We start from the raw sequence: 24,537 nt of genomic DNA on the forward strand, positions 1-24,537 counted from the left end.
CAGCATGTGCGGCATCGCTGGACGCGTGAACTACAGGACGTCGGCGCCGGTCTCGGCGGCCGACGTCACGGCGATGTGCGACCTGCTGCGTCACCGCGGGCCCGACGGCAGCGGCGTGTGGTCCGACGGCCCCGTCGGCCTCGGCCACCGCCGGCTCGCGGTGATCGACCTGTCGCCGGCTGGCGCGCAGCCGATGGCCAGCGCGGACGGCCGGCTGTTCATCACCTTCAACGGCGAAATCTACAACTTCCAGGAACTGCGTGGCCGGCTCGAGGCGCGCGGTCACCGGTTCCGGTCGCACAGCGATACCGAGGTCATCCTCGCGGCGTACCGCGAGTACGGCGACGGGTGCGTGGAGCACCTGGCGGGCATGTTCGCCTTCGCGATCTGGGACGCAGACGCGCGGCGGGCCCTGATCGCCAGGGACCGGCTCGGGAAGAAGCCCGTGTTCTATCGTCAGGACGCCGACGGCCTGGCCTTCGCCTCCGAGGTCCGCGCGTTCTTCGGCGACCCTGGGTTCACGGCGTCGGTGGACCCGCAGTCGATCGCCGACTACCTCAGTTTCCAGTACGTGCCGACCCCACGGTCGGCGTTCGCCGGCGTGCAGAAGCTGCCGGCGGCGCATGTGATGGTGATCGAGGACGGGCGGTGCGACATCCGTCGCTACTGGTCGCTGTCCTATGTCCCGAAGTCGACCCTGTCGGAAGACGAGGCGCTCGAGGCGGTGGAGGAGTCGCTGACGCGGGCGGTGACCTGCCGCATGGTGAGCGACGTGCCGCTCGGCGCCTTCCTGAGCGGCGGCGTCGACTCGGGCACCATCGTCGCGCTGATGGCGCGGCACTCGTCATCACCGGTGCGGACGTTCTCGATCGGCTTCCCTGAGGAGCAGTACAACGAACTGCCCGCGGCCCGGCTGGTGGCGCAGAAGTACGGGACGCGTCACGAGGAACTGATCGTCGAGCCGGATGCGGTACGCCTCATCCCGAAGATCGTCTGGCACTACGGCGAGCCCTATGCCGACCCGTCGGCGTTGCCGTCGTTCTGCCTCGCGGAGATGACCCGGCGGCACGTGACCGTGGCCCTGAACGGTGACGGAGGCGACGAGAGCTTCGCAGGGTACCGGCGGTACACGGCGACGCTCGAAGGCACGCCGTACGATGCCGTGCCGCGCGGGCTGCGCGGGCTGCCGGCGGCCGTGGCGGCCCCGGTCGCGCGGGCCGTCGGCGGGGAACTCGGCCGTCGTGCCGCCGGGGTGCTCGAGCGCATCGGGGCGACACCGGAGCATCGCTATGCGGCCTCGATGCTGCACTTCGATGCGCGTCGCAAGCGCGAGATGTGCACGCCCGAGTTCCTGTCACAGGTGGACGTCGACGTGGTCCCCCGGCTCGACGCGTTGTTCGCGTCGAGCACGGGACCCGACCTGATCGACCGGATGATGGACGTCGACATCCGCTCGTACCTGGTCGACGACCTGCTCGTGAAGGTGGACGTGGCCACGATGGCCTACTCGCTGGAGGCGCGGTCGCCGCTGCTGGATCATCGACTGATGGAACTGGCTGCCAGCCTGCCGTCCCACTACAAGATCCGCAGCGGCACGAAGAAGTACCTGCTGCGTCGGATCGCCGCGCGCCTGCTGCCGCCGGAGATCATGGAGCGGCCCAAGACCGGCTTCGGTGTGCCGCTCGATCGCTGGTTCGCCTCGAGCCTGCAGTCCTTCGCGCGAGAGATCCTGCTCGACCCGGTCACCGTGCGGCGCGGCATCCTCAGGCGTGAGGCCGTCGAGCGCATGCTGCGCGAGCACGCGGCAGGCGTGCGCGAGTCGCACCGGCAGATCTGGAACCTGCTCATGCTCGAGCACTGGTTCCGTGCCTACATCGACCGGCGGCCGTCTCGCGACGAGCAATCGCCAGCCTGACGCACCCTCGGCGCGGCGCAGGTTCAGTCGGATGAGCGCCGGCGAGGCGGGCTGGCTGCCGAGTCCAGGGCCGCGAGCACGTCGTGAGCGATGGCGACCCAGTTGCGCCTGGTCACGACCAGGGCGCGCGCGGCCATCCCGAGGCGTGCCCTGAGGGCCCGGTCCTCGGCCAGGCGCGCCAGCGCGCTGCGAAGAGCCATCATGTCGCCAGGGGGGAACAACACGCCGTTCTGGCCGGGCGTGACGATGTCCCGGAGGTTCGGGAGGTCGGGCGCAACGACAGCCTTGCCGGCGGCCATGTACTCCAGCAGCTTCATCGGCGAGGCCACCGCGGTGCGCTCGTCGGCAACCACGCCGATGTCCATGGCCGCCACGTAGCCTGGGAGTGCGTCGCGGCCGACGCGCCCGGTCACGAACACGCGGTCGGCGACGCCCAAGGTCCGGGCCTGGCGTTCGACGTCAGCGCGCACCGGGCCATCGCCCACGAGCAGCAATCGGACGTGTGAGGGCAACTGCGCGAACGCGTCCACCAGCAGGTCGAGCCCGTGCCACGGACGAAGGCCGCCGGTCCAGCCCACGATCACTCTCCCGGACGCCGACCATGGCCCGGAGACAGCGACGACACGTGCCGGATCGAAGGCATCCGGATCGGCGCCGTTGGGGAGCGTCAGGCATGCCCGCTCCGCCAGGGCCTCCACCTGCGCCGCCATTGGCGACGACACGGCATACACGACGGTCGCGGCGCGCAGGGCGGCTCGCTCCATCCGCCGGGCCAGGGGCTGCAGGGCCTGCGGCTCGAAGTCGCGGTACGGCCGCGCCGAGTACACGGCGTTGACTTCGAGGACCATCGGGACGCCCGCGGTGCGTGCCGCCATGGCAGGTCCGATGTCGTACCGGGCGTGTCGCTTGTACACGAGGTCGGGCCGCCACTCACGGATCTCACGGCGCATCGAAAGGTACTCGGGGCCGTTCAGGGCCGCCGATGCGGCCTCGAAGGCGACCCCTGGCAGCCAGTCCTTCACCCGTGACGCCCGCGAAGGGGCACCGCCGTCGCCCGCGGCCGGACCCACCACACGCACCTCGTGCCCGAGGGTCCGGAACGCGCGCACCATCTCGGCGATGTGGATGCCCTCGGCGCCGTCGCCGAGCGTGCGGTGGTGATAGAGGATCCGCATGCGCGTCAGCGCGTGAGCAGGGCGACCTCGTCGGCCACCGTGTCGCGCACCTCGACGCCGGCTTGCCTGGCCATCACCTCGGCGCGGTTGTCGATCGTGTGCAGCACCGCCTCGGCCATCTTCGCGGCGTCCTCGGCGGGGTAGAGGACCACGCCCGGCGGGCGCGTCCCGTTGTCGCAGGCGACGACGGGCGTGCCGAGCGCGATCGACTCGAGGACCGACGAGGCCACGCCGTCGGTGATCGGCGTCCGCAGGTAGAGCACCGACCGCTGCAGCGCGGTGAGGAAGGCGTCGTGCCCGAGGTCCTCGAGGATGCAGACGCGATCGGCGATGTCGAGCTCGGCGAACTTCCGCTCGAAGGCTGCCTTGATCTCCGGATCGAAGTGGCCGGCGGACGCGCCACACAACACCACGCCGACGTCCGGCCGCTGCCTGGCGATCCGTGCGACGGCCTCGAGCAACGTCACCGGGTAGAACAGCGTCCGCAGCCGGATGTAGGTGAACACGACGTGCGGGAAGCGCCCGAAGAAGGTCTCCAGTGACGAAGGCAGGTCGGCCTTCGTGAACTCCATGTACTGGGCGCTGAAGGCCGGGATCGGCGTGATCTTGCTGGCCGGCACGCCGTACTGGCGGATGCAGGCCTTGACCGCGTCGCTGTTGCAGATGATGTCGCGGGGCAGCAGGAAGAGCAGCCAGTACAAGGGCGTCAGTACCCACGACCGGTGCACGGGGAAGTAGCGCTGGATGGCGCCGGCGTGGAACGTCAGCACCGAGCGGCGGCCATGCACCAGGCTGATGGTCAGGACCGCGAGGGCCAGCAACGCGCCCTTCCAGGCATCACCGTTGGCGTGGGCATGGACCGTGAAGCCGTCGCGGCTGTAGCGCCACACCTTGCGCAGCAGGTCGCCGCCGCCGGCGATCGTCTCGTACTCGTCGCTCGGCACGTGGCGGCTCGGGCCGATGTTGAGCACCACGCAGCGGTGGCCCTCGGCGTCGAGTCGATGCTTCACGAACTCCGTGCGCACCGCCCAACCCGTCCGCGGTGGGGGGTAGGACGTGACCTCGAGAACGCGGCCGCGCGTCGTGCTGTCTGTCATCGTTGCTCCGTCGAACGGTGAGTCGGACCCACCCGGCCGCGCGGCGCCGAGACAACCACGATGCTGCGGTCACCACTGGCGGGCGTGATCTCCACCAGGGATGCGGCATCGCGCGGCTCGCGACTCGAAAGGGAAGCGCCGATGCGGTCGGTCATGGCCGTGCCCCGAGTCACCACCAGGCCATCTTCGTCGCGGTGGACCGTCCACGGCTGGTCGATCGCGCCGCCCGGCACCAGCACGGTGAGCAGGACGGTGCGCGCCGCCGCCGTGCGGCACCGCAGGGTCAGGCGCGGCGCGGCCTGCTTCACGCCCAGGCTGGGCGCGATCCACCCGGCGTCCGGACCGGTGTCGCCGCCGTCGGCGAGCGTGGACGTCCAGGCGACCGGCGAGGCCCAGTGCAGCGCGGCGACGTCGCCGAAGCGGACCGAGTTGTCGCCCTCGGCAGCGAGCGCGTGTCCCGGTGCGAACTGGAAGTTCACCTCGATGTCGTGCTCGCCCTGCCCGAGGAACTCGTCACACACGATCACGTAGCCGGCATCCCGCAACCAGACCGCCCGCCGATGGGTGACGCCCTCGGGTGCCCGGTCGTAGCCATCGTGCGCCCCGACGGTCCACGCCTCGCGTCCCGAGGCGTGCCAGCCCTCCGGGAAGGCGCGGTAGCTGTTGGACCAGGCCATCTTGCCCAGGTGAAGCGCCTGGTCGCGTCCGTCGATGCGCGCCGTGTTGTGGGCGGCCGTCTCCCGGAAGTGCGCTTCCCAGGCGCCGCCGCAGTTGTAGGCGTGGAACCCCGAGTCGATGAGGACCCGCTGCCCCCGCAGGCTCACGATGATCGACAGGCAATCGGCGTGGCCGTGCATGGAGTTCGGGATGCCATCGGGCCGCATGCCCGCAGCCTGCTCGCCGCAGTCGAAGCAGACGTAGTCGGCCGTCGCCGACCAGTCGCTCCGCAGCACGTAGTAGCCGCTGTGCGGCAGCGCCACCGACGTGCGCGCCGGCAACGCGGCCGGCAGCGCGTCGAACTGCGCAAGGCCATCCGTGCCGAGCAGCCACAGCGCATCCTCGTGGAACCGTCCGGCAATCGCCTTCAGGTCGCCCCGACGGAACAGCACGGCCCCCATCGCCTGGTAGGGCCTGAAGTCCCAGAGCGTCAGGTGCTCCATCCTGATCGGCTTGCCATCGTCGGCGCCGCCGATCTCGGGGATGCGGCCGTCGGGTAGCACGAGCGCCGCGCTGAAATCGATGCCGCGTTCGATCGCCTGCCAGATGGTCGGCGAGAATTCCTCGCCGATGGCGCGCGCCGTCAGTGCCGCCAGCAGGTAGTCACCGACGCTGGCGTGGTGATAGAAGGTCGACTGCTCGACGGAGCCGCCGTCGGCGTAGAACTGCTCGGCAAGGCGACCTTCGAGGACCGCGCGTGCGGTGGCGCGCCAGCGCTCCGCGTCGGCGAATTCGGGGAAGGTCGCACCGAGCATGTAGAGCGCGGCGGCCTCGCCGACCAGATGGTTGTACGGACTCGAGTAGTGCTCGAGATGTCGCTCGATGAAGCGTGCGGCATCGTACAGGCCACACAGCCACTCCAGGTGGAAGTCGTCCTCGAGCGCGTGCCACGTGAGTGCGTACGACCAGATCCAGGAGAACGCCCGGAACGCCGGCTCGAGGGCGCAGGACCAGTGGACACCGGTCCCGTACGGGTTGCCGGCCATCCAGCTCCGCACCAGGAACTGCAGCGACGCCAGGCTCTCGCGGTCGTCATCGAGGAAGACCGCGCGCCCGAGATCGACCAGGTACTGCTGTCGACTCAGTTCCCAGACGTGCTTGACGTCGCCGTAGCCCTTGTTGCCGCCGTGCACTGGCACGTCGGCGTGGAAGGCGGCAGGCCAGGCCTTGCGCGTCACCGGGTCGTCCTGCCAGGCGATGTCGTGGCCGTACTCGAACGTCTCGCCGAAGAACGAGAAGCGGTGCGCACGCGTGTCGGCGGCGCGCTGCCGCATGTCGTCACGCTCGGCCGCGTAGCGCGACTCGAACAACGTCCGCATCGCCCCACGCTGGCCGATGGAGGGGAGGAATCGCGACGCGCTCGCCGCCCGCGACTGCAGCAGCCGCGACTCCCAGCCAGCGCCTTGCAGATCGCGCCGCAGCGCGGCGGCGAGTCGATTGTCCGGCGCGAGCCTGCCGCGGGCGTGCGCGCGCCGCTCGAGCGTGACCACCGCCTTGTAGCGCAGCCGGTGGGTGAGTTCGGTGGGCGACATCGCGCGCAGCTTGCTCAGGCGTCGTCCCAGCCCGATCAGCCTGTCAGGAGCGCCGCTCATGTCTGCGGGGCCGCGGCCCTTGGTGCGGGACGGAACGCGAATCGCTCGACCTCGAGCGCGAAGACCAGGTCCTCGAGCCGCTCCTCGATCTCGACACGTTCCATGGCGTAGGGGTCGCTGGCCAGCGTGGCGAACCCGTTGCTCGACGTGGCCGCGCCAGTGAACCCGGCGCGCTCCACCATCCGGTGCAGCTGCTCGGTGTGGTACAGCTCGGCACCGCCGTTGGGGTAGGAGAACTGTGTGACCTCCACGCCCAGACGTTCGCGCAACGCGCGACGGCACCCGTCGATCTCCTGCCACGCCGCCTCGGGGCCGGCACTGGGCAGGTTCGCGTGCGTGAGCGTGTGTCCGCCCATGTCCATGCCCAGTCGCACCATCTCCCGCACCTGCTCCCACGTCAGCATGGTGGGAGTGGGCGCTGCCGTCATCCCGGCCAGTTCACGGAGTTCGGTCCGAAGCTGCTCTCGCACGGGAATCAGGTTGCCCTTGCACAGCTTCGTGAATGCCTTGATGGCCCTGTAGCGGTCGTCGGAGGTGACCAGCGGCAAGGTCAGCTCACGCGGCGTGCGCACCGTGACCGAGGGACCGGGCAACCGGTCCACGAGGGTCTTGATCTCGGTCGGCCAGAAGGGTTGTCCGTCGGCGAGGCAATCGGCAGTCAGGTAGAAGGTGCCGACCACGCCGTACTTGTGCAGCGTCCTGGCGGCGCCGAGGTTGTCGGCATACCCGTCATCGAAGGTGATCGCGACGGCGTTGGGCGGCAGCGGCCGCTTCTCGCGGATGCGGGCGACCGCTTCGGGAAGGGGCAGCACCGCGTACTGCGCGGACAGGTACGCGATGTGCGCATCGAAGGCCTCCGGACTCACGCAGATGCCGGGGTCGGCGTAGGCGTACCCCTCGGGGCCGCAGACGGCGTGGTAGCGCAGGATCGCGACCCCGCGACTGGGCGACAGCGACCGGAGTGCGCGGAATCCTCCCGTTCTGAGCAGGAGGGTCTTGGCGGCCGGCGCGAGGGCCCGCCGCACGCGGGAAAGGGCTGAACTCATACGGGGCTGACCGGCGTCCGCGGGAACCGCCGCCAGGCCACCGCCTGCCCGCCGATCAGGCCGCGCAGCATGCCGGTCGCGGCGGCCACGTGGACCATGCCGAAATAGTAGCAAACGCCGATCGGGAGCAGGCGGCGCAGTGACTGGAAGGACCCGAGCAGGCCGACGCCCATCGCGACCACCGCGCCCCACCAGATGAATGCGTAAGCGAGTCCCTCGTCGCGGAGCGCGTAGCACGACACGAAGAAGATGGCGCCCAGCACCGGCGACAGCCAGCGCAGCACCTTGTGCGAGAGCAACGAGAACACGACCTGCGGCGCCCGCCAGGGAATCTGGGTGCGGCCGCGCTGCAGGAACTGCACCGCACCGGCGACGATGCGCGTCTTGCGCGAGAATTCCTCCCAGGCCGACCGCGAGCCGTGCTCGAAGGCGATCGCGCCGGGCTCGAACACGACGCGACGCCCGGCGCGGATGACGGCCATCGGCACCGCCATGTCGTCGAGCACCGTGTCGGCGGGCGGCGTCACGAACAGATCGCGCCGCACGGCGTAGAGGGCGCCATCGACGCCGACCATCGACCCGAGTTCCGACTCCACCCGCTGCAACCAACGCTCGTACGTGTAGTAGAGGTCCTCCGGTTGCGCCAGCGCCGCGCGCTCGCCGGTCAGGATCACGTCGCCGCTGACGGCGCCGACGTTCGGGTTGGCGAAGTTCCGCACCAGGGCGTTCACGGCGTCCGGGCGCAGGAACGCGTTGGCATCGGTCAGGACGACGATCTCCTCGTCGATGCCTTCCATGGCCGCGCCGATCGACGCGATCTTGCCCCGGCGCTGGGGGAAGGGGAGCAACTCGACACCGCGGTCGGCGAAGCGACGGGCGATCGCGTTCGTCCGATCGCGTGACCCGTCGGAGGCGACGACGATGCGCAGGCGCTCGCGCGGGTAATCGAGCGCGAGGCTGTTCTCGAGCTTGCCGGCGATCACGTCCTCCTCGTCGTGAGCCGCGATGAGCAGGCAGACGGAGGGCAGGGTAGCCAGCGGTTCCTTCACGACGGGGCGGTGGCGGAACACGCGGGCCACGGCGATCACCAGTGGGTACCCGGCAAACAGGTAGAAGCTGAGGGCGAGCGAACTCCAGAAGACGACGCGTACCAGGCGCGGGTGGTCCTCGAACTCCACCCCGATCCACGCCAGCAACAGCACCGAGGCCAGCAGTGCACTTCCGGTCCAGAGATCGACCACGCCGCTGCTGCCTCGGGGGCCGGCGGACGCCTGTCGCGGCGTGCTCCACACCCCCGACACCTTCCCGAACGACCCCTTGACCAGGCCGACGACCGACGCCAGGTTCAGGACGCCGAAGTACCACGCCACCTGCAACAGGCGACGGCTCTCGGGCACCGCCATGACGATCAGCACGGTGAGGGCCATCACTGCCCAGACCCAGGGGGCGGCGGCCACGACCAGCGGCAGGAGCAGGGCGATCGCGGACAAGCCGATGCCGAGCAGGAACAGGCCGGAGAACCACCGCAGGATCTTGTGCGAGACGATCGAAACGGCGAAGAAGCCGACCTTCCATGGCTTCAGCACGTCGGCGGCGAGCCAGACCGCCCGCCAACTCCGGCTGATGATACGGACGCGGCGGCGGTACTCCTTGCTCGTGTCGCCGGCGGTCTCCTCGTAGCAGATGGCGTCGGGCTCGTAGATGCCGCGCCACCCGGCCGCGACAATCTGCAGCGGATTGAGGAAGTCGTTGATGCCGTCGTCGGGCAGCGTCTGCCAGAGCGGCTTCCGGATGGCGTAGATGGCGCCGTCGCCGCCGACGCTCGAGCCGACCGCCGTCTCGAGGCGCTTCAACTGGATCTCGTAGTTCCAGTAGGCGCCCTCGCCCTCGTCGGCGGCCCCGTCGACATCGCCCTGGTAGCGCGCCTCGCCGGTCACGCAGCCCACCGCGGGATCGGCGAAATTGCGCACCAGCATGCGTATCGCATCGGGCTGGTACATCGCGTTGGCGTCGGAGAAGACGACGATGTCGCCCGACACCGACGGCACGGTGGCATTGAGGCCTGCGGTCTTGCCGCGCCGCTCCGCCTGCCGCCGCAGGACGACGCCGCGATCGGCGAAGCTGGCCACGATCTCGTCGGTGCCGTCGTCGGACGCGTCGGAGATGACCACGATCTGCAACAGGCCGGCGGGGTAGTCCAGCGCCAGCGCGTTCTCGATCTTCGCGGCGATGACATCTGCCTCGTTGAAGGCCGAGATGATCAGGCTGACCGGTGGCGTGATCGGCGCCCTGGCCACGGGTCGCGGCCCCCGCACGCCGACGATCGCACGCAGCAGCAGCGGGTAGCCCACCAGGACGTACCCGAGGACGGCGACACAGGCCACCAGGACGACGAGCCAGACGATGGTCATCGACGTGTCGGGTCACCCGGGCGGGCGGGTCGTATCGGGCCGAAGTGCGTCATGCCTGTCGCGCGTGTGCCCCGGTGTCGACCGGTGCGGTTGCGGAGGTCACCGCCCGGCACGTGAGAGCAGGGCGTCCAGATCCGCCTGCGGGAGGTTGACCACGCCGAAGAACTCCTCGCGCCGCGTACCGGGGCCGTGGAAGTCGGAGCCGCCGGTCACGAGCAGGCCGTGGCGCTTCGCGATGGCGAGGTAATGGGCCGTGGCCGCCTCGTCGTGAGAGCTGTGATAGCACTCGAGACCGACGAGACCGGCCTCGACGAGCCCCGGGATGATCTCGTCCTTCGGCCGATACCCGGGGTGCGCCATCGACGGAATGCCGCCACCGGACAGCACGAGGGCGACGACTTCGGCGGGAGAGACGCCCGTGTGCGGGACGTAGGCCGGGCTGTCCTCGCCGAGGTAACGGTCGAATGCCTCGGCCACCGTCGCCACGTGCCCGGCGGTGATGAGGGCCTGTGCGATCTGGGGACGGGCCAGCGACTTGCCGCTGCCAGCCGCGGCCTCGATCATCGCGTCCTTGTCCACCGGGGCGCCGAGTCGTTCGAGGCGACTCGCGATCTCGAGGGCGCGGTCGACGCGCTGCTGGCGCTGGGCGGCGAGCATCGGCTGCAGGCCCGGCGTGTCCTCGGGGAGGAAGTACGCCAGCATGTGGACGTCCTTGCCACCGTGCACCGAGGTGATCTCGATGCCCGGCAGGCAGGTCATGCCCCTGGCCGCGGCCGCGCGCTGGGTCGGCGCCACGCCGGCCATCGTGTCGTGGTCGGTCACTGCCATCGTCCTGATGCCCTTGTCCCAGCAGCGCTGGACGAGGTCTTCCGGGGTGCAGCGTCCGTCGGACGCCGTGGTGTGCATGTGCAGGTCGATCACGAATGGGGCCTCGTTGCTTGCGTGACGTGAAGGGGCATCGGACCGGCGGTGTTCACTGTCCGCGCTTGAGCACGACGGTCTGCACCGTCTTGAAGAGCACGAACAGGTCCAGGCTCATCGACAGGTTCTTGATGTAGTAGAGGTCGTACTGCAGCTTCTCCATCGCGTCCTCGACCGAGGCGCCATAGGTGTAGGACACCTGCGCCCAACCGGTGACGCCCGGCTTGACGCTGTGCCGCTGGCCGTAGAAGGGGATCTGCTCGGTGAGCATCCGCACGAATTCCGGGCGCTCAGGGCGCGGGCCCACGAGACTCATCTCGCCCTTCAGCACGTTCCACAACTGCGGGATTTCGTCGAGGCGCGTCTTGCGGAGGAAGGCCCCCACGGGGGTGACCCGTGAGTCGTTGCGCTGCGCCCACACCGCGCCAGTGGCGGCCTCGGCATCGGAGCGCATGGAGCGGAACTTGTGCACCGTGAACGTGCGCCCGTGCTGGCCCACCCGTTCCTGGTGATAGAGCGCGGGGCCGTGGGAGGTCATGCGCACCGCAATGGCGACGATTGCCATCACCGGCGCGGCGATCACCAGCCCCAGGACCGCGGCCAGGATGTCGGCCGCGCGCTTGGCCGTCGTCAACAGGGCGCTCTTGCGGAACCCTTCGGAGAAGATGAGCCAGCTCGGTCGCAGGTTCTCCAGTGCGATCTTGCCCGTGTACTCCTCGTACACCGATGCCAGGTGGTCGAACACGACGCCAGCCAGCTTCATGTCGAGGAGCTTGTCCATCGGCAGCTTGCCGCGCGCGTCGGCCAGGCTCACCACGACGCGGTCCACCTGGTGCTCGCGGACGATGGCGGGGATGTCGTCGACGCTGCCGATCACCTTCTCCTCGCCGCCGAGCGGGCGGATCCCTTCGGCGTCGACGAAGCCGATGATCTTCACCCCCAGTTCACGGCGTCGCCCGCGGAGTTCCGCCGCCAGCGTGAGCGCAGCCGCGCCGGTGCCCACGACGAGCAGGCGCTCGCGCGGGCCGACACGGCCGGCGACCCACTCGAAGGCGAAGCGCCAGCCGGCGACCAGACTCACCACGGCGGCCGCCGCCAGCAGGAAGACGCCGCGGCCGATGACGAGAGCCGGGAACCAGTAATAGAGCGCTGCCAGGACCAGCGACGCGGCTCCGAGCGATTGGAGTACCCGGACGAACAGTTCCCGCCGGTCAGCGACGACGCGCAGGTCGTACAGCTCGCCGTAGTACAGGCACACCTGGCACACGCCGACGACCAACCCGATCTTGAGCAGCGTCTGTACGGCGTGCGGTCCCTGCAGGGCATCGACGCCAAGACGGACCGAGGTCGCCACGGCGAGCGCCGCGACCAGCAGCACGCTTTCGAACAGGATCAGGACGGCGTTTCGCCAGGTGATCCGCTGGAGCAATGCGGCCACGTCAGCTCAGGCCTGACGCCGCGAGCGTGACTCGGCGTAGTAGTCGTCGTAGTAGTCGGACTGGTGCAGATCGCTGGTCTCGGCGCGGTTGAGGACGACGCCGGCAATCCGGTGACGCCCGAGCGCCTCGGTGGCGCGCCTCACGAGGTCGTACGGCGTCGACATGGCGCGAACCACCAACAGCGCCACGTCGACCATGGCGGCCAGGAGGTTGGCGTCGGTCAGCAGACCGACGGGGGGCGTGTCGACAATCACGAAGTCGAACGCGTCGCGGGCCTCGTTCAACACCTGGCGCATGCGATCCGACGTCAAGCCACCCAGTGGGTCGGCGTTGGGTTCTCCGGCGGTCAGCAGCGTCAGGCGCGGGCTCACCTGCACGAGCGGCGGGGCTTCGCGCCCGCTGAGGATGTCCCCGAGCCCCTTGAGCGACACGGTGTTGAACACCTGGTGCAAGGACGGACGCCGAAGATCGGCATCCACCAGGAGCACCGAACGGCCGTACGACGCACTCAGCACGACCCCGAGGTTCGCCGCCGTCAGCGTCTTGCCTTCGCCGGCCACCGCGCTGGTGACCATCACGACGCGGACGCCTCGCTCGGTCTGGAGGTGATGGACGAAGGCGCCGAGGCGGCGGTACTCCTCCACCACGTGCGCGGGGAGCTGGCCCCCGACCACCTTTTCCTTGAAGAGCCGCCCGACCGGCACGACGCGCCGGTCGCCACTGCCCGGCGACAAATCAGGCGCGGTCTCGCGAGCGGGTGCCGTCTCTGCCGTGATCGCAACGGCGGGCACGCTCATGGACGGCGCCGGTTCGACCGCAGATGCGGGGGGCGCCGCGTCGACGGGGGGCTGCCCGGGGAGCGGCGGTTCCACCGACCATGGATCGCTGAGCGTGCTGTCCGGGGTGGCGTCCTCAGGTGACGGTGCGGACTGCTGGACTCTGGACAGTGCCTGTTCGATGCGGCTCATGATCGGCCTCTGAAGCTGAAGAACGAGAAGGGCCGGAGCAACCTCGAGAGCCATGAGGTCGCTTCAGCGCTTGGGGTGTCGTGCTCGGCCGCCGCCGTCCCGATCGGGATCACTCGCGCGTCCGACAGGATGCCGGGCGGGCGCGAGGGCGTCTCGGCGGCCGCTATACGCACCGGTGCGGGCGTGACCGGAGCAGTGCTCGCTACGGGCGGCGTGGGCGCCGGCTCCGCGGGCGCGCCCACCGTGGCCGGCGTCGGCACCGCCACGACTGGCGCGGCTGCCTGCACGGGGAGGTCGAAGTCGACGCACACGTCCCGGATGATGTCCTGCCCGACGGGGCGCACCCCGGCCGCGAAGCCGTTGACGAGGGCGTTGTCCGCGATCACGTTGATGAGGCGGGGGATGCCGCCCGATCCGTGGTGGATGGCGCCCACCGCTTCCCGCGTGAACAGGTTGAGGCTGTCACCGCCGGCCAGTTGAATGCGCTTGGCCAGGTAGGCGGCGGTCTCACGCAGATCGAGGGGCACGAGCGAGCACCGCAAGGCGACGCGCTGCTTCAACTGGCGAAGGCTCGGGTCGTTGAGCCGGTCGGCCAACTCCGGTTGCCCGAGGAGGATCAGCGGAAGGAGCTTGGTGTCCGGGGTCTCGATGTTGGCCAGAAGCCGGATCTCCTCCAGCAACTCTGTCGGCAGGCTGTGGGCCTCATCGATGACCAGGGCCGTCAGCAGGCCGGCCTCATGGCGCTGCCGGAGAAGGCCCTCGAACTCCTTCAGCATCACGGTCTTCGACGCGGCGGCTTCGGGGCTCAGGCTGAATTCCTGCGCGAGGAACTGCAGGAACTCCGCCCGATCCATGGTCGGGTTGCGCAACGTCGCCACGAGGTGGCCGGCTTCGCGCCACTGCGCGAGCGCCACGGTCAGCAGCGTCGTCTTGCCCGTGCCCGCTTCGCCCGTGAGGACCGTCAGCCCCTTCCGACCGGCCAATCCATACACCAGGTTGCCGAGGGCTTCCCTGTAGCGGCTCGTGAGGAACAGGTAGCGAGGGTTCGGCGTGAGGTCGAATGGGCGCTCACGCAGCCCGAAGAACTGCTCGTACATGACGACGCCTACCTCAGCTTCCAGAGCAGGACCGCGCTCCCGATGACCAGGGCGGTCACGCAACTGGCAGCGAGCATCCAGCGGCGACGGCGCCGCCCGACCCGCTCGTCGGCGGTCAGGAGGTTGGGCACCACGGCCACCACCGGTAGCGTCAACGCCTGCACGATGTCCCCGTCAGACCGGAAGGTCGTGTCGCGGTACTCCAGGATCCCGATGATCAGCAGCGTGGCCGCCAGTGCCGATGCTGCGGCCAGCATCGTGAGCCGCACCCGGTCAGGGCTGTACGGCTTCTCGGGGACCCGCGGCGGCTCGGTGATCCGGAACTGCTCGCTGACCTGTCGCCGCTCCATGTTGGCAGCGACCTTGGCTTCCTCGCTGCGGGCCAGCAGCGTGTTGTAGCGCGCCTTGAGCGTCTCGTAATCTCGCACCAGGCTCACCAGCTCCGCCTCGCGCGAGGGGACCGCGTCGACGCGCGACTGGTACACGGCCGACTGCGCCTGACGGGCCTGCAGGTCCTTCTGCTTGTTGGCCACCTGCTGTGTCAGCAGCGCCTCGCGCTGTCGGAGCTCGGTCAGCCGATTCTTGCGCTGCAGGGCCGCCGTGTTCCGGCCCGTCACCGGCGCAGGCGCGCCCGGCGTCACGGGGCGACGCAGCTGGGCCGCCTGGACGCGCTCCTCGAGGTCGGACACCGTGCGGCGCTGGCGCACGACATCGGGGTGGTCCGAGGTCAGCCGCAGCTCCAATGCCTCGAGCTGGGTGCGCGCCTTGGCCAGCGCCTCGTCATATGGCGTGGTGATGGGGCCCGGGTCGACGACGCCCGACTCCTCGCCGCCAGGACTGGCGCCGGTCAGGTCGTTCAGCTCGCGCTGGACCAGCAACAACTCGGTGCGGTCGCGAGTGATCGACTCGCCCAGTGTCTGCATCTGCGTCTGCAGGTTCTGCAGGGCCGTCACATTGGCCTGCAGCTGCTCGGGCAGCTGGCCGCTGTGCTGTTTCTTGTAGGTCTCGAGCTGGCGCTCGGTCTCCTCGAGTCGCGTCCGCGCCGTCGTCACCTCGGCCTCGAGGAACTGATCGGTCCCCTCGGCGATCGTCTCGCGCTGCCGGGCGTTCTCGTCGACAAACAGGCTCACCAACCGCTCGGTGACGCGAAAGGCCGTGCGCGGCTCCTCCGACGAGTACGACAGGGTGAACGACAGGCCGTCGGGGCGCCGGGTGGCGACCTTGGCGACGTTGACGTTGATGTCCCGCCGCATGCGCGTGATCACGTCCTCCATCGTCAGCTCGGCCCGTTCGGACTTGTAGAGATCGAAGTCGAGGATGATGCGCTCGAGACGGGCCCGGCTGAGGACTTCCTGCTCCAGCATCGGCAGGCGCTCTCGCAACGACATGGTCACCATGGGCCGCACCACGCTGGTGGGCAGTTGGGGTGGGGTGACGAGGACCAGCGCCTGGGAGCGATAGAGATTGGGCTGGAAGCTCGCGTAGATCCCGCCTCCGAGCGCCCCGAAGAGCAACGGAAGGATCACGAGCCACATCCGTCGGCGAAGCACGGCCAGTAGCCAGTCGGGCGAGATCTGCTGAGTCGGAAGCACGTCGATTCCTCGCGCCTAGCGCAGGATGGGCAGCCAGATGTTCAGGCCGGCCCTGAAACCCAGACGACGCATCTCGGGCGCCGCGAGTACCTGGTCGCCGACGCCCTCATCGTAGGAGTAGTGATAGTAGAAGGTCTGCGCGAACAGCGCAGCGTTGGTGTGCAGCGCGAGCCGGAGGCGCACGCTGGCCAGGGCACTGTCGAAGTTGCGTTCGCGCATGCCGATGGCGCCGCTCGTGTACCCGGCAGTCATGGACAGATCGAGTGCCGGCGCCAGCAGACCGCCCAGCGCTGCGACCACCCGGTCGCCTTCGACGGGTTCCACGAAGCCATCGATGAAGCCGACCGAATGCAGGTACGAGACCGAACCCTGCCAGGTCCGCGAGAACGTATGAGTGAGCGTCGCGGTGCCGACCACACGGAGGCGGAACTTGCCTGCGTCCTGGTCGCCATCGTTGAGCTGTTCGCGATTCACCAGCACCGTGCCGGGCGTGACGGTCAGCACCGTCTGGCCGCCGCCCATGACGAACGGCCGGTTGAAGTTCACGCCGATGTTGATGTTGTGGATGGCCGAGACGCCTTCGGCGGTGGTGTTGTACGTGCGATACGCATAGCCCACCTGGGCCTGCAGGTATCTGGACACGTCGTAGGCGTAGCCGACGCCGGCCATCATGCGATTGTTCTCGACGCTGTCGAGGTCCTGCGACCCGAAGTCGGTGTTGCCGTATCGTCCGCGGACATTGAGGTGCTGGCGCTTGGTGATCTGCCGGTTCAGTTGCCCCAGCGTCATCAACCGGATGCCGTTACGGTCCGAGGCGATGGTGTAGTCATCGGGGATCGCGACGTCGGGGTCGTCGAAGCCGCCGCTGAACTCCGGCGTGCCGCCAACCGCCGGTCCAACCGCCGAGGTCGGAGGGTACACGGACGGGGTGAAGAACGGGCGATAGCCGACGCTCTGCTGTAACTGCCAGGTCGTGCGCGCCGACGCGGTGCCACTTAGCGACACATTGGCCGCACTGAAGGTGGTGACGAAGTCGCCGCTGTCAGTAACGTACCGATTGGCCGTCGCGCCACTGGCTGCCAGCGTCATCGACTGGAACTTCCGCTGGTAGGCCATCGACGCCTGGGACCCGATGAACGTGCCCGCGACACGCGGCTGGCCGACATTGGGATTGCTGCCCCGCGCGAAGATGTCGTCGTCGTAACCGCCGAAACCGGCGGCCGAGACGATGAGCGACTGATTGCCGCGGATGCCCTCGACGGCGCCCCCGAACAGCGCCCGGTAGGGCCGCTGGCTCGAGGCACTCGTGTCCACCATCTGGGCCCGTGCCTGTGCGGTCATCAGGACACACGCGAAGGCCACCGGGAGGGCGGTGTGCGCCAACCGTCGCCGCGCGCGCTGGTGGAAGGTCATGGGATGACGACCGTGTCTCCGGGCATCAGCAGGATGTTCTGCTCGAGCTTCTTGCCTTGAATCACGTCCTTGTAGTTGAACTTGAAGCTCGTCGTCTGGCCATTGACGGTGCGCATCACCGAGATCCGGGTCTTCTTGGCAAAGTCGGTGGGGCCGCCGGCGATGGCCAGCATCTGCAACACCGTGGTCGGCTGGGTGATGGGATACGGGCCGGGCTTGCCGACCTGCCCCGTCACGAAGACCTTCTTGCTGTTGATCTGCTTGACGATGATGGTGACGTCAGGGTCCTTGATGAACTTGGCGCTGGCCGTGCGGATCGACGTCCGCAGCTGGTCCGGCGTGAGTCCGGCCGCCTGGATGTCGTTGATCAGCGGCAAGGTGATCTTGCCGTCGGGGCGGACCACCACGTCACCGCCGTGCGTGGGGAGCTCCCAGAACACGACGCCCAGCACGTCATCAGGGCCGATGACGTAGTTGGCATCGACGACGGGCGTGGCGGACGCGGGTGCCTGCACCCCGGCCGGCGCCTGCGCCAGGGCGAGCGTGGGGCAGAGCACGGCGGTCGCAAGGACGACGGTTCGGGTGGGTGACAGAATCCTCATGGCCTTCAGCGGAACTCCTTGAATGGCAGCTGGCAGTCGTGCTTGCGGAGGAAGTTCAGGAACCGCTTGTAGTCGTTTTGGTCCATGTTGAACATCCTGCACACGATCTTGTAATTCCCCCGGGCCTCCTCGAGGCCGCGGCGGACGATGTCGCGCACGTTCTGCTTGGTGATCTCCCGCTCCATGTAGAGCGGGTAGACAGCAGTCCAGAAGGACTGCTTCTCCTCGACCAACTTCCTATACAAGTCGTCTGCCACCGTCCGACGACGTTCCCGGCGGGGCCGCAGGGCCATGCCCCGCTGCGCCTTGATCTCCAGGGGCAGGTCGTCGATGCGGATGAGTTCGTGTCGGCCCGTCACGACGAGGCGCTCGATGACGTTCTCGAGTTCGCGCACGTTTCCCGGCCAGGAGTACTCGACCAGCGCCTGGAACGCCTCCGGCTCGAAGCCGCGCACCAGGTTGTGGCCGCCCAGCGCCGTGTAGCGGCGCAGGAAGTGCTCGATCATCAACGGGATGTCTTCACGCCGGTCGCGCAGCGGCGGCACCATGAAGTGAATCACGTTGAGGCGGTAGAACAGGTCCTCGCGGAACTGTTCCTTCTGGATGAGGTCCTGCAGGTTGCGATTGGTCGCCGCGACGATCCGGACGTTGACCTTGCGGCCCCCGTGGTCGGCGCCGACCTTCTGCAGTTCGCCGGTCTCGAGGAAACGGAGCAGCAGGCCCTGCATGCGCAGGGTCATCTCGCCGACCTCGTCGAGGAACATGGTGCCGGTGTCGGCCGACTCGAGCTTGCCCGGCTTGTCGCGATAGGCGCCCGTGAAGCTCCCCTTGACGTGCCCGAAGAGCTCGGACTCGAGCAGCGTCTCCGGCAGGCCGGCGCAGTTCATCGCGACGAAGGGCTTGTCGACACGCTGGCTGTGGAAATGAATGGCGCGGGCGACAAGTTCCTTGCCCACACCGCTCTCTCCGGTCACCAGGACCTTCGCATCGGAACGGGCGATGCGCTGGATCTCCTGCTTCAGCTCCACCATCTGGGTGCTGACGCCGATGAGCGTGGCGGTCTCTGGGTTTTTCATGCGTTGTGGACCCGCGTCCCTCTCGCGGTTCGGCTGCCGATCTCCCGGATTTAATCGGCCCAGCTCGGGATTTCGCCAACGGCGGCGCCCATCGCTGTCATTGGCACTGCTCGGGTCAACGAAAGTCGCGTTGAAAGCGCACGACCGGGCAAACAAAGGCTACCATGCAGGCGACTTTTCTGCCGTTGTTCTAAAGCGCACCCCGGCAGTTCCCCCAACCGCGGCTGATCCTGTCTTTCGGCAGGAGGACGCCGCTGCTTGAGCCTGTCGAGCATGGCGACGAATCGCCCGGGTGGTGTGACCAGTCATACAGTCGGGTGGCTGGGTGAATCGGGCAGGAGCGACGGCAGTGGTGGACGAGCGATGTTGAGCGTCGAGGCAGTCACCAAGCGCTACGAGGGACAGGAGCGACCGGCCGTGGCCGACGTGTCGTTCTCGGTGGCGCCTGGCGAGTTCGTGGCCCTGATGGGGCCGTCGGGGTGCGGCAAGTCCACCCTGCTGCACCTCTGCGGGGCGATGGACCGGCCCGACGCCGGCCGCATCCTGCTCGGCGAGACCGACCTGGCCCGCCTCGATGACGACACCCTCACCCGCGTCCGGCGGGACCGGGTCGGGTTCGTCTTCCAGTTCTTCAACCTGCTGCCGACCCTCACCCTCGTGGAGAACGTCGCCCTGCCGCTCCTGCTGGCCGGCACGTCGCCCACCGAGGCGACCAGCCGAGCCCGCGCCCTGGGTGACCGCGTCGGCCTGTCGGCCCGGCTCGACGCCTATCCGGCCCAGGTGTCGGGCGGGGAGATGCAGCGGGCTGCCATCGCTCGCGCCATCATCCACGCGCCGGCGCTTCTGGTGGCCGACGAGCCGACCGGCAACCTCGACTCCGGCAACGGCAGTCGGGTCCTGGCGCTCCTGCAGGAACTCAACGCCTCCCTCGGCCTGACGATCCTCCTGGCGACCCACGCCCCCGACATCGCCGCCGCCGCCCATCGGACGCTGCAGATGCGGGATGGCGTCTTCGTGGCGGCGTGATGCTGCGCCTGTTCCGGCAACTGATCCTCCGGCACGTCCGTGCCGAGGTACTGCGGACCGCCATCACCGTGGTCGGCGTCGCGGCGGGCATCGCCGTCGTCCTGGCGATCCGCCTGACGAACGCGAGCGCGGTGCGCGGCTTCCAGACGGCGCTGGACCTGACCTCGGGGCGGGCCGGGCTGGAGATCGCCGGGACGGGATTCGGCCTCGACGAGCAGGTGCTTCCGCAGTTGGATTGGCTGCGCGCGTACGGCGTGACGTCGCCGGTGATCGATGGCGACATCCTGGCGGTGGTCGGCGGCGGGCAGGCCGCCCCGGGGAGCCCCCCTCGGACCGAGTTGCTGCGCGTGCTCGGGGTGGACATCCTGCGCGACTTCCCGGTGCGCGACTACGAGGTCGGTGACGCCGGCGCGGCGCCTCGCCCCCAGACCGCTGCCGACATCCTCGGCCTGCTGACCGATCCCTCGGCCGCCGTGATCACCCGCGCCTTCGCCGACCGGCACGGTCTCGAGGTGGGGGATCCCCTGCGCGTGATCGTCAGCGATCGGCCCCGCGACCTGCGCGTCCGGGCACTCCTGGAGGCCGAAGGGCCGGCCAGGCTGCTCGACGGCAACTTCCTGTTGATGGACATCGCGGCGGCGCAGTGGGCCTTCGAGCGCCTCGGCCGCGTCGACCGCCTCGACGTGAAGCTGCACGACGGGGTGGACATCGCTGTCGCCGAAGCCGCGATCGCCGCGCGGTTGCCGGTGGGGCTGGTCGTGCAGCGCCCCTCCCGACGTGGCCAGCAGGTGGAGCAGATGCTGGCGGCCTTCCACCTGAACCTGACCGCGCTGTCGTCGATCGCGCTGCTGGTCGGGCTCTTCCTCGTCTACAACGCCGTCTCGGTGTCGGTGCTGGCACGACGGCAGGAGATCGGGACCCTGCGCGCGCTCGGCGTCACACGTCGGCAGGTGCAGGCGCTCTTCCTCGGGGAGGGCGCGATGTTCGGCGTGCTCGGCGTTTCGCTCGGCATCCCGCTGGCGCGCCTGCTGGCTGACGCCACCGTCGGCCTCACGTCGGCGACGGTCAACACCCTGTACGTACAGGCCGGGGCCGCGCCTCCCCGCCTGGGCTGGGTGGACCTGTCCCTGGCCGTGGCGGTCGGTGTGCCGCTGGCGTTGCTGGCCGCCTGGCTGCCGGCGCGCGAGGCGGCCGCCGTACCGCCGACCGCCGTCCTGCGCGGCGCCGATCGCGCCCTGGCCCGGACCGCCCGGCAGGGCGGCACGCGCGTGGCGGCCGTGGCCTTGCTCGTTCTGGCCGGGCTCTGCAGCCAGGCGCCACCGATCGCCGGCCTCCCGCTGGCCGGGTACGTCGCCAGCTTCGCGCTCGTGTTCGGCGCAGCGCTCCTGATGCCGCTGGTGCTGCAGTCTGCCGCGCGACATGGCCGCGCCACCTGGTATCGGCTGTTCGGGGTCGGCGGCTGGCTCGCCCACGCGGCGCTGGGGGGCGCGATCTCGCGCGTCGCCGTCAGCGTCGCGGCCCTTGCCGTGAGCCTGGCCATGATGGTGGCCATCACGGTGATGGTCGGCAGCTTTCGCCAGACGGTCGTCGACTGGGTGGGGCAGAGCCTGAAGGCCGACCTGTTCGTGGGGCCGGCGTCGCGGCGCAGCGGCGCTCGCGCGCCGACGATCTCGCGTGCGGTCGAGGACGTGGTGCGCGCGCATCCCGAGGTCGTCGCCGTCGACGCCTTCGTGACCGTCACCATGCCGTACGGCAACAGCCTCATCTATCTTGGCGCGGGAGATTTCGCGCTGCAGGCGCGCGTCGGCGGACTCCGGTTCAAGTCTGCGGTGGGCGAGGACTCGCGTCGCCAGGGGCGGGCGAGCGGGCCAGCCGCGGCCGTCGCACTCGAGGCGGCCCGCGGGCGCGACGCGGTCGTGGTCTCGGAACCGTTCGCCAACCGCTACGGCGTGCAGGCCGGGGAGACCGTCACGCTGGCCACGCCGCATGGGCCCGGGCAGTTCCTCGTGACGGGCGTGTACTTCGACTACTCGGCCGACCGGGGCGTGGTCATGATGGACACGGCGACCATGGCGAGGCACTTCGGAGCGCAGCGTCCCACCGGACTCACGGTGTACCTGCGCGACGGCGAGCGCGCCGCCGCGGTGCGCGACGACCTCCTGTCGCGGCTCGACGGCGCCGATGGCGTGTTCATCTATACCAATCGGGCGTTGCGGGCCGAGGTGCTGCGCATCTTCGACGGCACGTTCGCCATCACTTATGCGCTGCAGGCAATCGCCATCGTCGTGGCGCTGCTGGGCATCATCGGCACGCTCATGACGCTGGTGATCGAAAGGCGCCGCGAGCTCGGGATCCTGCGGGCGATCGGCGCGAGTCGCGGGCAGGTCCGGGCGATGGTGATCGCCGAAGCGGCGATGCTCGGGTCGATCAGCCAGGTCGCCGGCCTGGCACTGGGGCTACTGCTCGCCCTGATCCTCGTGTACGTGGTGAACCTCCAGAGTTTCGGCTGGACCATCCACCTGACCATTCCCTGGGGAGCGCTCGCGCAGATGTCGGTGCTCGTCGTGATCACCACGCTGCTGGCCGGGCTGTATCCCGCCCAACGCGCGATGCGCGAGCCGGCCTCGCCGCAGGAGGACGAATGACGCGCGTGCTGATGGCGGTGGTCACCTCGATGGTCATCGCGGTGGTGGGCACGGCCGGGGCGGAGATCGTGCGCCGACCGGCCGACGACCCGTGGGCGCGTGCCACACCGGCCCGCCCGGTGCGGGTGCCCGCCGATCACGTGGCCCACCCGGAGTACCGCATCGAGTGGTGGTATTACACGGGGAACGTGCGCGACGGCGCCGGGCGGGCGTACGGATACCAGGTCACCTTCTTCCGCGTCGGCGTCGATGCTGCGCCGGCCAATCCGTCGGCGTTCGCGGTGCGCGACCTTTACATGACGCACGTGGCGCTGACCGACGCCTCGGGGCGCGAGCACCGGTTCGCCGATCGCCTCAACCGGGCGGGCGTCCACTGGGCCGGCGCGCGCACCGACCGCTACGACGTGTGGAACGAGGACTGGCGCGCGTCGCTCGACGACCAGGGACGCCACCGTATCGTGGCCGACGCCGGAAGCTTCGCGCTCGATCTCACGCTCTCGCCCGGCAAGCCCGCCGTCCTGCAGGGAGACCGTGGCTACAGCCGGAAGGGCGTCGATCCCGGCAACGCCTCGCACTACTATTCGCTCACGCGCATGCCGACGGTCGGTTCGGTCCGCATCGACGGGCGGACGATCACCGTCGAGGGCTCGAGCTGGATGGATCACGAGTTCGGCACGAGCGCCCTCGACGCCGGCACGCGGGGCTGGGACTGGTTCGCGCTCCAGCTCGAGGACGGTCGCGAGCTGATGCTGTACGCCCTGCGCCTCGACGACGGACGCCCGAGCGCCTTCTCGAGCGGCACCCTCGTGGAGCGCGACGGGCGCACCACGGCGCTGGCCGTGTCCGACTTCCGGCTCACGCCGCGGCGCTCGTGGCGGTCGCCCGTGAGCGGCGCCTCGTACCCGGTCGAGTGGGACGTGTCCATCCCGCGCCTCGGGCTGACGTTGCGGGTGTCGGCTGCCGTCGATGCCCAGGAACTGCGCACGCGGCGCTCCACCAACGTCACGTATTGGGAGGGCGCAGTGCGCGTGTCGGGGCGCCAGGAGCAGGCCGGTCGCCAGTCGGCGGTAGCCGGCGTCGGCTACCTCGAGATGACCGGCTACAGCGGCGCGAAGATGAGCGACGTCATGCGCTGAGGGGACCTCCGCGCACCGACCGAATCGGCAGGTTATCGTAGCCTTCAGCCGCATGCGTTCCCGCCCACGGCAGACCCTCGACCCCGACCTGCTCCTGCGCGCCTACGCGCTGGGCTGGTTCCCCATGGGGACGGGACGTCGCGGCCGCATCGAGTGGTTCTCGCCCGATCCGCGCGGCATCATCCCGCTCGACACGTTCCATGCGCCATCCCGGCTGCGCCGCGTCGTGCGGCAGTCGCGGTTCGAGGTCCGGTTCGACACCGCGTACGAAGCCGTCATGCGGGCGTGCGCCGATCGGGAGGAGACCTGGATCACCGAGGACATCCTCCAGAGCTACCTCGCGCTGTTCCGTCTCGGCCATGGGCATTCGGTGGAGACCTGGCAGGATGGCCAGCTCGTCGGTGGCCTCTACGGCGTCTCCCTGGGCGGCGCCTTCTTCGGCGAGTCGATGTTCCACACGGCCACCGACGCATCCAAGGTCGCGCTCGTCGCGCTGGTGGAGCGACTCCGGGCCCGGGGGTTCGTCCTGCTCGACACGCAGTGGGTGACTCCGCACCTGGCGCAGTTCGGCGGCACCGAGATTCGCCGGGCGGAGTACCTGGCGCGGCTCGAGGCGGCGTTGCCGCTTTCGTGCGTATTCGGTGACGCGTGAGGTGTACCGAGGTTTAG

General features: G+C 69.5%; 18 protein-coding genes. 5 read left to right on the forward strand and 13 right to left on the reverse strand.

Annotation, left to right across the window (positions count from 1 at the left end; translation table 11 throughout):
- The first annotated feature begins 4 nt into the window (after window positions 1-4).
- Window positions 5-1,915 carry an asparagine synthase (glutamine-hydrolyzing) gene (gene asnB, locus TBR22_RS12055; RefSeq protein WP_239493236.1) on the forward strand — a complete coding sequence of 637 codons (1,911 nt, stop codon included), beginning with the start codon at window positions 5-7 and terminating at the stop codon, window positions 1,913-1,915.
- A gap of 23 nt (window positions 1,916-1,938) precedes the next feature.
- Here asnB and TBR22_RS12060 read toward each other — a convergent pair whose 3' ends face one another.
- From TBR22_RS12060 to TBR22_RS12120, 13 genes are all read right to left on the reverse strand, one after another.
- A complete protein-coding gene (locus tag TBR22_RS12060; RefSeq protein WP_239493237.1) occupies window positions 1,939-3,090 on the reverse strand; it encodes a glycosyltransferase family 4 protein in 1,152 nt (383 codons plus the stop codon).
- Between the two features lie 5 nt (window positions 3,091-3,095).
- The gene (locus TBR22_RS12065) at window positions 3,096-4,187 is read right to left on the reverse strand and encodes a glycosyltransferase family 4 protein (protein ID WP_239493238.1); all 1,092 of its coding nucleotides are present in this window, start codon (window positions 4,185-4,187) and stop codon (window positions 3,096-3,098) included.
- Window positions 4,184-6,496 (reverse strand): alginate lyase family protein, encoded by a 2,313-nt coding sequence (locus TBR22_RS12070; RefSeq protein ID WP_239493239.1) that lies wholly within the window; start codon window positions 6,494-6,496, stop codon window positions 4,184-4,186. The genes TBR22_RS12065 and TBR22_RS12070 overlap by 4 nt, the downstream gene beginning before the upstream one ends.
- Window positions 6,493-7,542, reverse strand: coding sequence for a polysaccharide deacetylase family protein (locus TBR22_RS12075; RefSeq protein ID WP_239493240.1), 1,050 nt, complete (start codon window positions 7,540-7,542; stop codon window positions 6,493-6,495). Before TBR22_RS12075 ends, TBR22_RS12070 begins: the two co-directional genes overlap by 4 nt.
- On the reverse strand, window positions 7,539-9,953 hold the full coding sequence (locus tag TBR22_RS12080; RefSeq protein WP_239493241.1) for a glycosyltransferase family 2 protein: 2,415 nt from the start codon (window positions 9,951-9,953) through the stop codon (window positions 7,539-7,541). The genes TBR22_RS12075 and TBR22_RS12080 overlap by 4 nt, the downstream gene beginning before the upstream one ends.
- Before the next feature lie 99 nt (window positions 9,954-10,052).
- The gene (locus TBR22_RS12085; protein ID WP_239493242.1) at window positions 10,053-10,874 is read right to left on the reverse strand and encodes a PHP domain-containing protein; all 822 of its coding nucleotides are present in this window, start codon (window positions 10,872-10,874) and stop codon (window positions 10,053-10,055) included.
- Between the two features lie 52 nt (window positions 10,875-10,926).
- Entirely contained in the window at window positions 10,927-12,312 is a 1,386-nt protein-coding gene (locus tag TBR22_RS12090) for a TIGR03013 family XrtA/PEP-CTERM system glycosyltransferase (protein ID WP_239493243.1), read from the reverse strand.
- Between the two features lie 6 nt (window positions 12,313-12,318).
- On the reverse strand, window positions 12,319-13,110 hold the full coding sequence (locus TBR22_RS12095) for a CpsD/CapB family tyrosine-protein kinase (protein WP_239493244.1): 792 nt from the start codon (window positions 13,108-13,110) through the stop codon (window positions 12,319-12,321).
- Window positions 13,111-13,277: 167 nt separating this feature from the next.
- A complete protein-coding gene (locus TBR22_RS12100; protein WP_239493245.1) occupies window positions 13,278-14,378 on the reverse strand; it encodes an ExeA family protein in 1,101 nt (366 codons plus the stop codon).
- 8 nt (window positions 14,379-14,386) lie between these two features.
- Entirely contained in the window at window positions 14,387-15,970 is a 1,584-nt protein-coding gene (locus TBR22_RS12105; RefSeq protein WP_239493246.1) for a Wzz/FepE/Etk N-terminal domain-containing protein, read from the reverse strand.
- Between the two features lie 15 nt (window positions 15,971-15,985).
- A complete protein-coding gene (locus TBR22_RS12110) occupies window positions 15,986-17,383 on the reverse strand; it encodes a hypothetical protein (RefSeq protein ID WP_239493247.1) in 1,398 nt (465 codons plus the stop codon).
- Complete coding sequence (locus tag TBR22_RS12115; protein WP_239493248.1) at window positions 17,380-17,985, reverse strand: polysaccharide biosynthesis/export family protein; 606 nt, start codon at window positions 17,983-17,985, stop codon at window positions 17,380-17,382. The genes TBR22_RS12110 and TBR22_RS12115 overlap by 4 nt, the downstream gene beginning before the upstream one ends.
- 5 nt (window positions 17,986-17,990) lie before the next feature.
- Window positions 17,991-19,061 (reverse strand): sigma-54-dependent Fis family transcriptional regulator, encoded by a 1,071-nt coding sequence (locus tag TBR22_RS12120; RefSeq protein WP_239493249.1) that lies wholly within the window; start codon window positions 19,059-19,061, stop codon window positions 17,991-17,993.
- A 363-nt stretch (window positions 19,062-19,424) separates the two neighbouring features.
- On the opposite strand from TBR22_RS12120, the gene TBR22_RS12125 reads away from it, so the two are divergent.
- Genes TBR22_RS12125 through aat form a run of 4 tightly spaced genes read left to right on the forward strand, consistent with a single transcriptional unit; the run spans window position 19,425 to window position 24,520 of the window.
- Complete coding sequence (locus TBR22_RS12125) at window positions 19,425-20,087, forward strand: ABC transporter ATP-binding protein (RefSeq protein ID WP_239493250.1); 663 nt, start codon at window positions 19,425-19,427, stop codon at window positions 20,085-20,087.
- Window positions 20,087-22,732 carry an ABC transporter permease gene (locus TBR22_RS12130; RefSeq protein ID WP_239493251.1) on the forward strand — a complete coding sequence of 882 codons (2,646 nt, stop codon included), beginning with the start codon at window positions 20,087-20,089 and terminating at the stop codon, window positions 22,730-22,732. Before TBR22_RS12125 ends, TBR22_RS12130 begins: the two co-directional genes overlap by 1 nt.
- A complete protein-coding gene (locus tag TBR22_RS12135) occupies window positions 22,729-23,868 on the forward strand; it encodes a lipocalin-like domain-containing protein (protein WP_239493252.1) in 1,140 nt (379 codons plus the stop codon). Before TBR22_RS12130 ends, TBR22_RS12135 begins: the two co-directional genes overlap by 4 nt.
- A gap of 52 nt (window positions 23,869-23,920) precedes the next feature.
- Window positions 23,921-24,520 (forward strand): leucyl/phenylalanyl-tRNA--protein transferase, encoded by a 600-nt coding sequence (gene aat / locus TBR22_RS12140; RefSeq protein ID WP_239493253.1) that lies wholly within the window; start codon window positions 23,921-23,923, stop codon window positions 24,518-24,520.
- The last annotated feature ends 17 nt before the right edge of the window (window positions 24,521-24,537 follow it).

Origin of the sequence: Luteitalea sp. TBR-22 (assembly GCF_016865485.1) — a bacterium.
GTDB lineage: Bacteria > Acidobacteriota > Vicinamibacteria > Vicinamibacterales > Vicinamibacteraceae > Luteitalea.

Coding starts and splice junctions, on each gene's coding strand:
- asnB (WP_239493236.1), top strand. CDS start 5: ATGTGCGGCATCGCTGGACGCGTGAACTACAGGACGTCGGCGCCGGTC.
- TBR22_RS12060 (WP_239493237.1), bottom strand. CDS start 3,090: ATGCGGATCCTCTATCACCACCGCACGCTCGGCGACGGCGCCGAGGGC.
- TBR22_RS12065 (WP_239493238.1), bottom strand. CDS start 4,187: ATGACAGACAGCACGACGCGCGGCCGCGTTCTCGAGGTCACGTCCTAC.
- TBR22_RS12070 (WP_239493239.1), bottom strand. CDS start 6,496: ATGAGCGGCGCTCCTGACAGGCTGATCGGGCTGGGACGACGCCTGAGC.
- TBR22_RS12075 (WP_239493240.1), bottom strand. CDS start 7,542: ATGAGTTCAGCCCTTTCCCGCGTGCGGCGGGCCCTCGCGCCGGCCGCC.
- TBR22_RS12080 (WP_239493241.1), bottom strand. CDS start 9,953: ATGACCATCGTCTGGCTCGTCGTCCTGGTGGCCTGTGTCGCCGTCCTC.
- TBR22_RS12095 (WP_239493244.1), bottom strand. CDS start 13,110: ATGAGCGTGCCCGCCGTTGCGATCACGGCAGAGACGGCACCCGCTCGC.
- TBR22_RS12100 (WP_239493245.1), bottom strand. CDS start 14,378: ATGTACGAGCAGTTCTTCGGGCTGCGTGAGCGCCCATTCGACCTCACG.
- TBR22_RS12110 (WP_239493247.1), bottom strand. CDS start 17,383: ATGACCTTCCACCAGCGCGCGCGGCGACGGTTGGCGCACACCGCCCTC.
- TBR22_RS12115 (WP_239493248.1), bottom strand. CDS start 17,985: ATGAGGATTCTGTCACCCACCCGAACCGTCGTCCTTGCGACCGCCGTG.
- TBR22_RS12120 (WP_239493249.1), bottom strand. CDS start 19,061: ATGAAAAACCCAGAGACCGCCACGCTCATCGGCGTCAGCACCCAGATG.
- TBR22_RS12125 (WP_239493250.1), top strand. CDS start 19,425: ATGTTGAGCGTCGAGGCAGTCACCAAGCGCTACGAGGGACAGGAGCGA.
- TBR22_RS12130 (WP_239493251.1), top strand. CDS start 20,087: ATGCTGCGCCTGTTCCGGCAACTGATCCTCCGGCACGTCCGTGCCGAG.
- TBR22_RS12135 (WP_239493252.1), top strand. CDS start 22,729: ATGACGCGCGTGCTGATGGCGGTGGTCACCTCGATGGTCATCGCGGTG.
- aat (WP_239493253.1), top strand. CDS start 23,921: ATGCGTTCCCGCCCACGGCAGACCCTCGACCCCGACCTGCTCCTGCGC.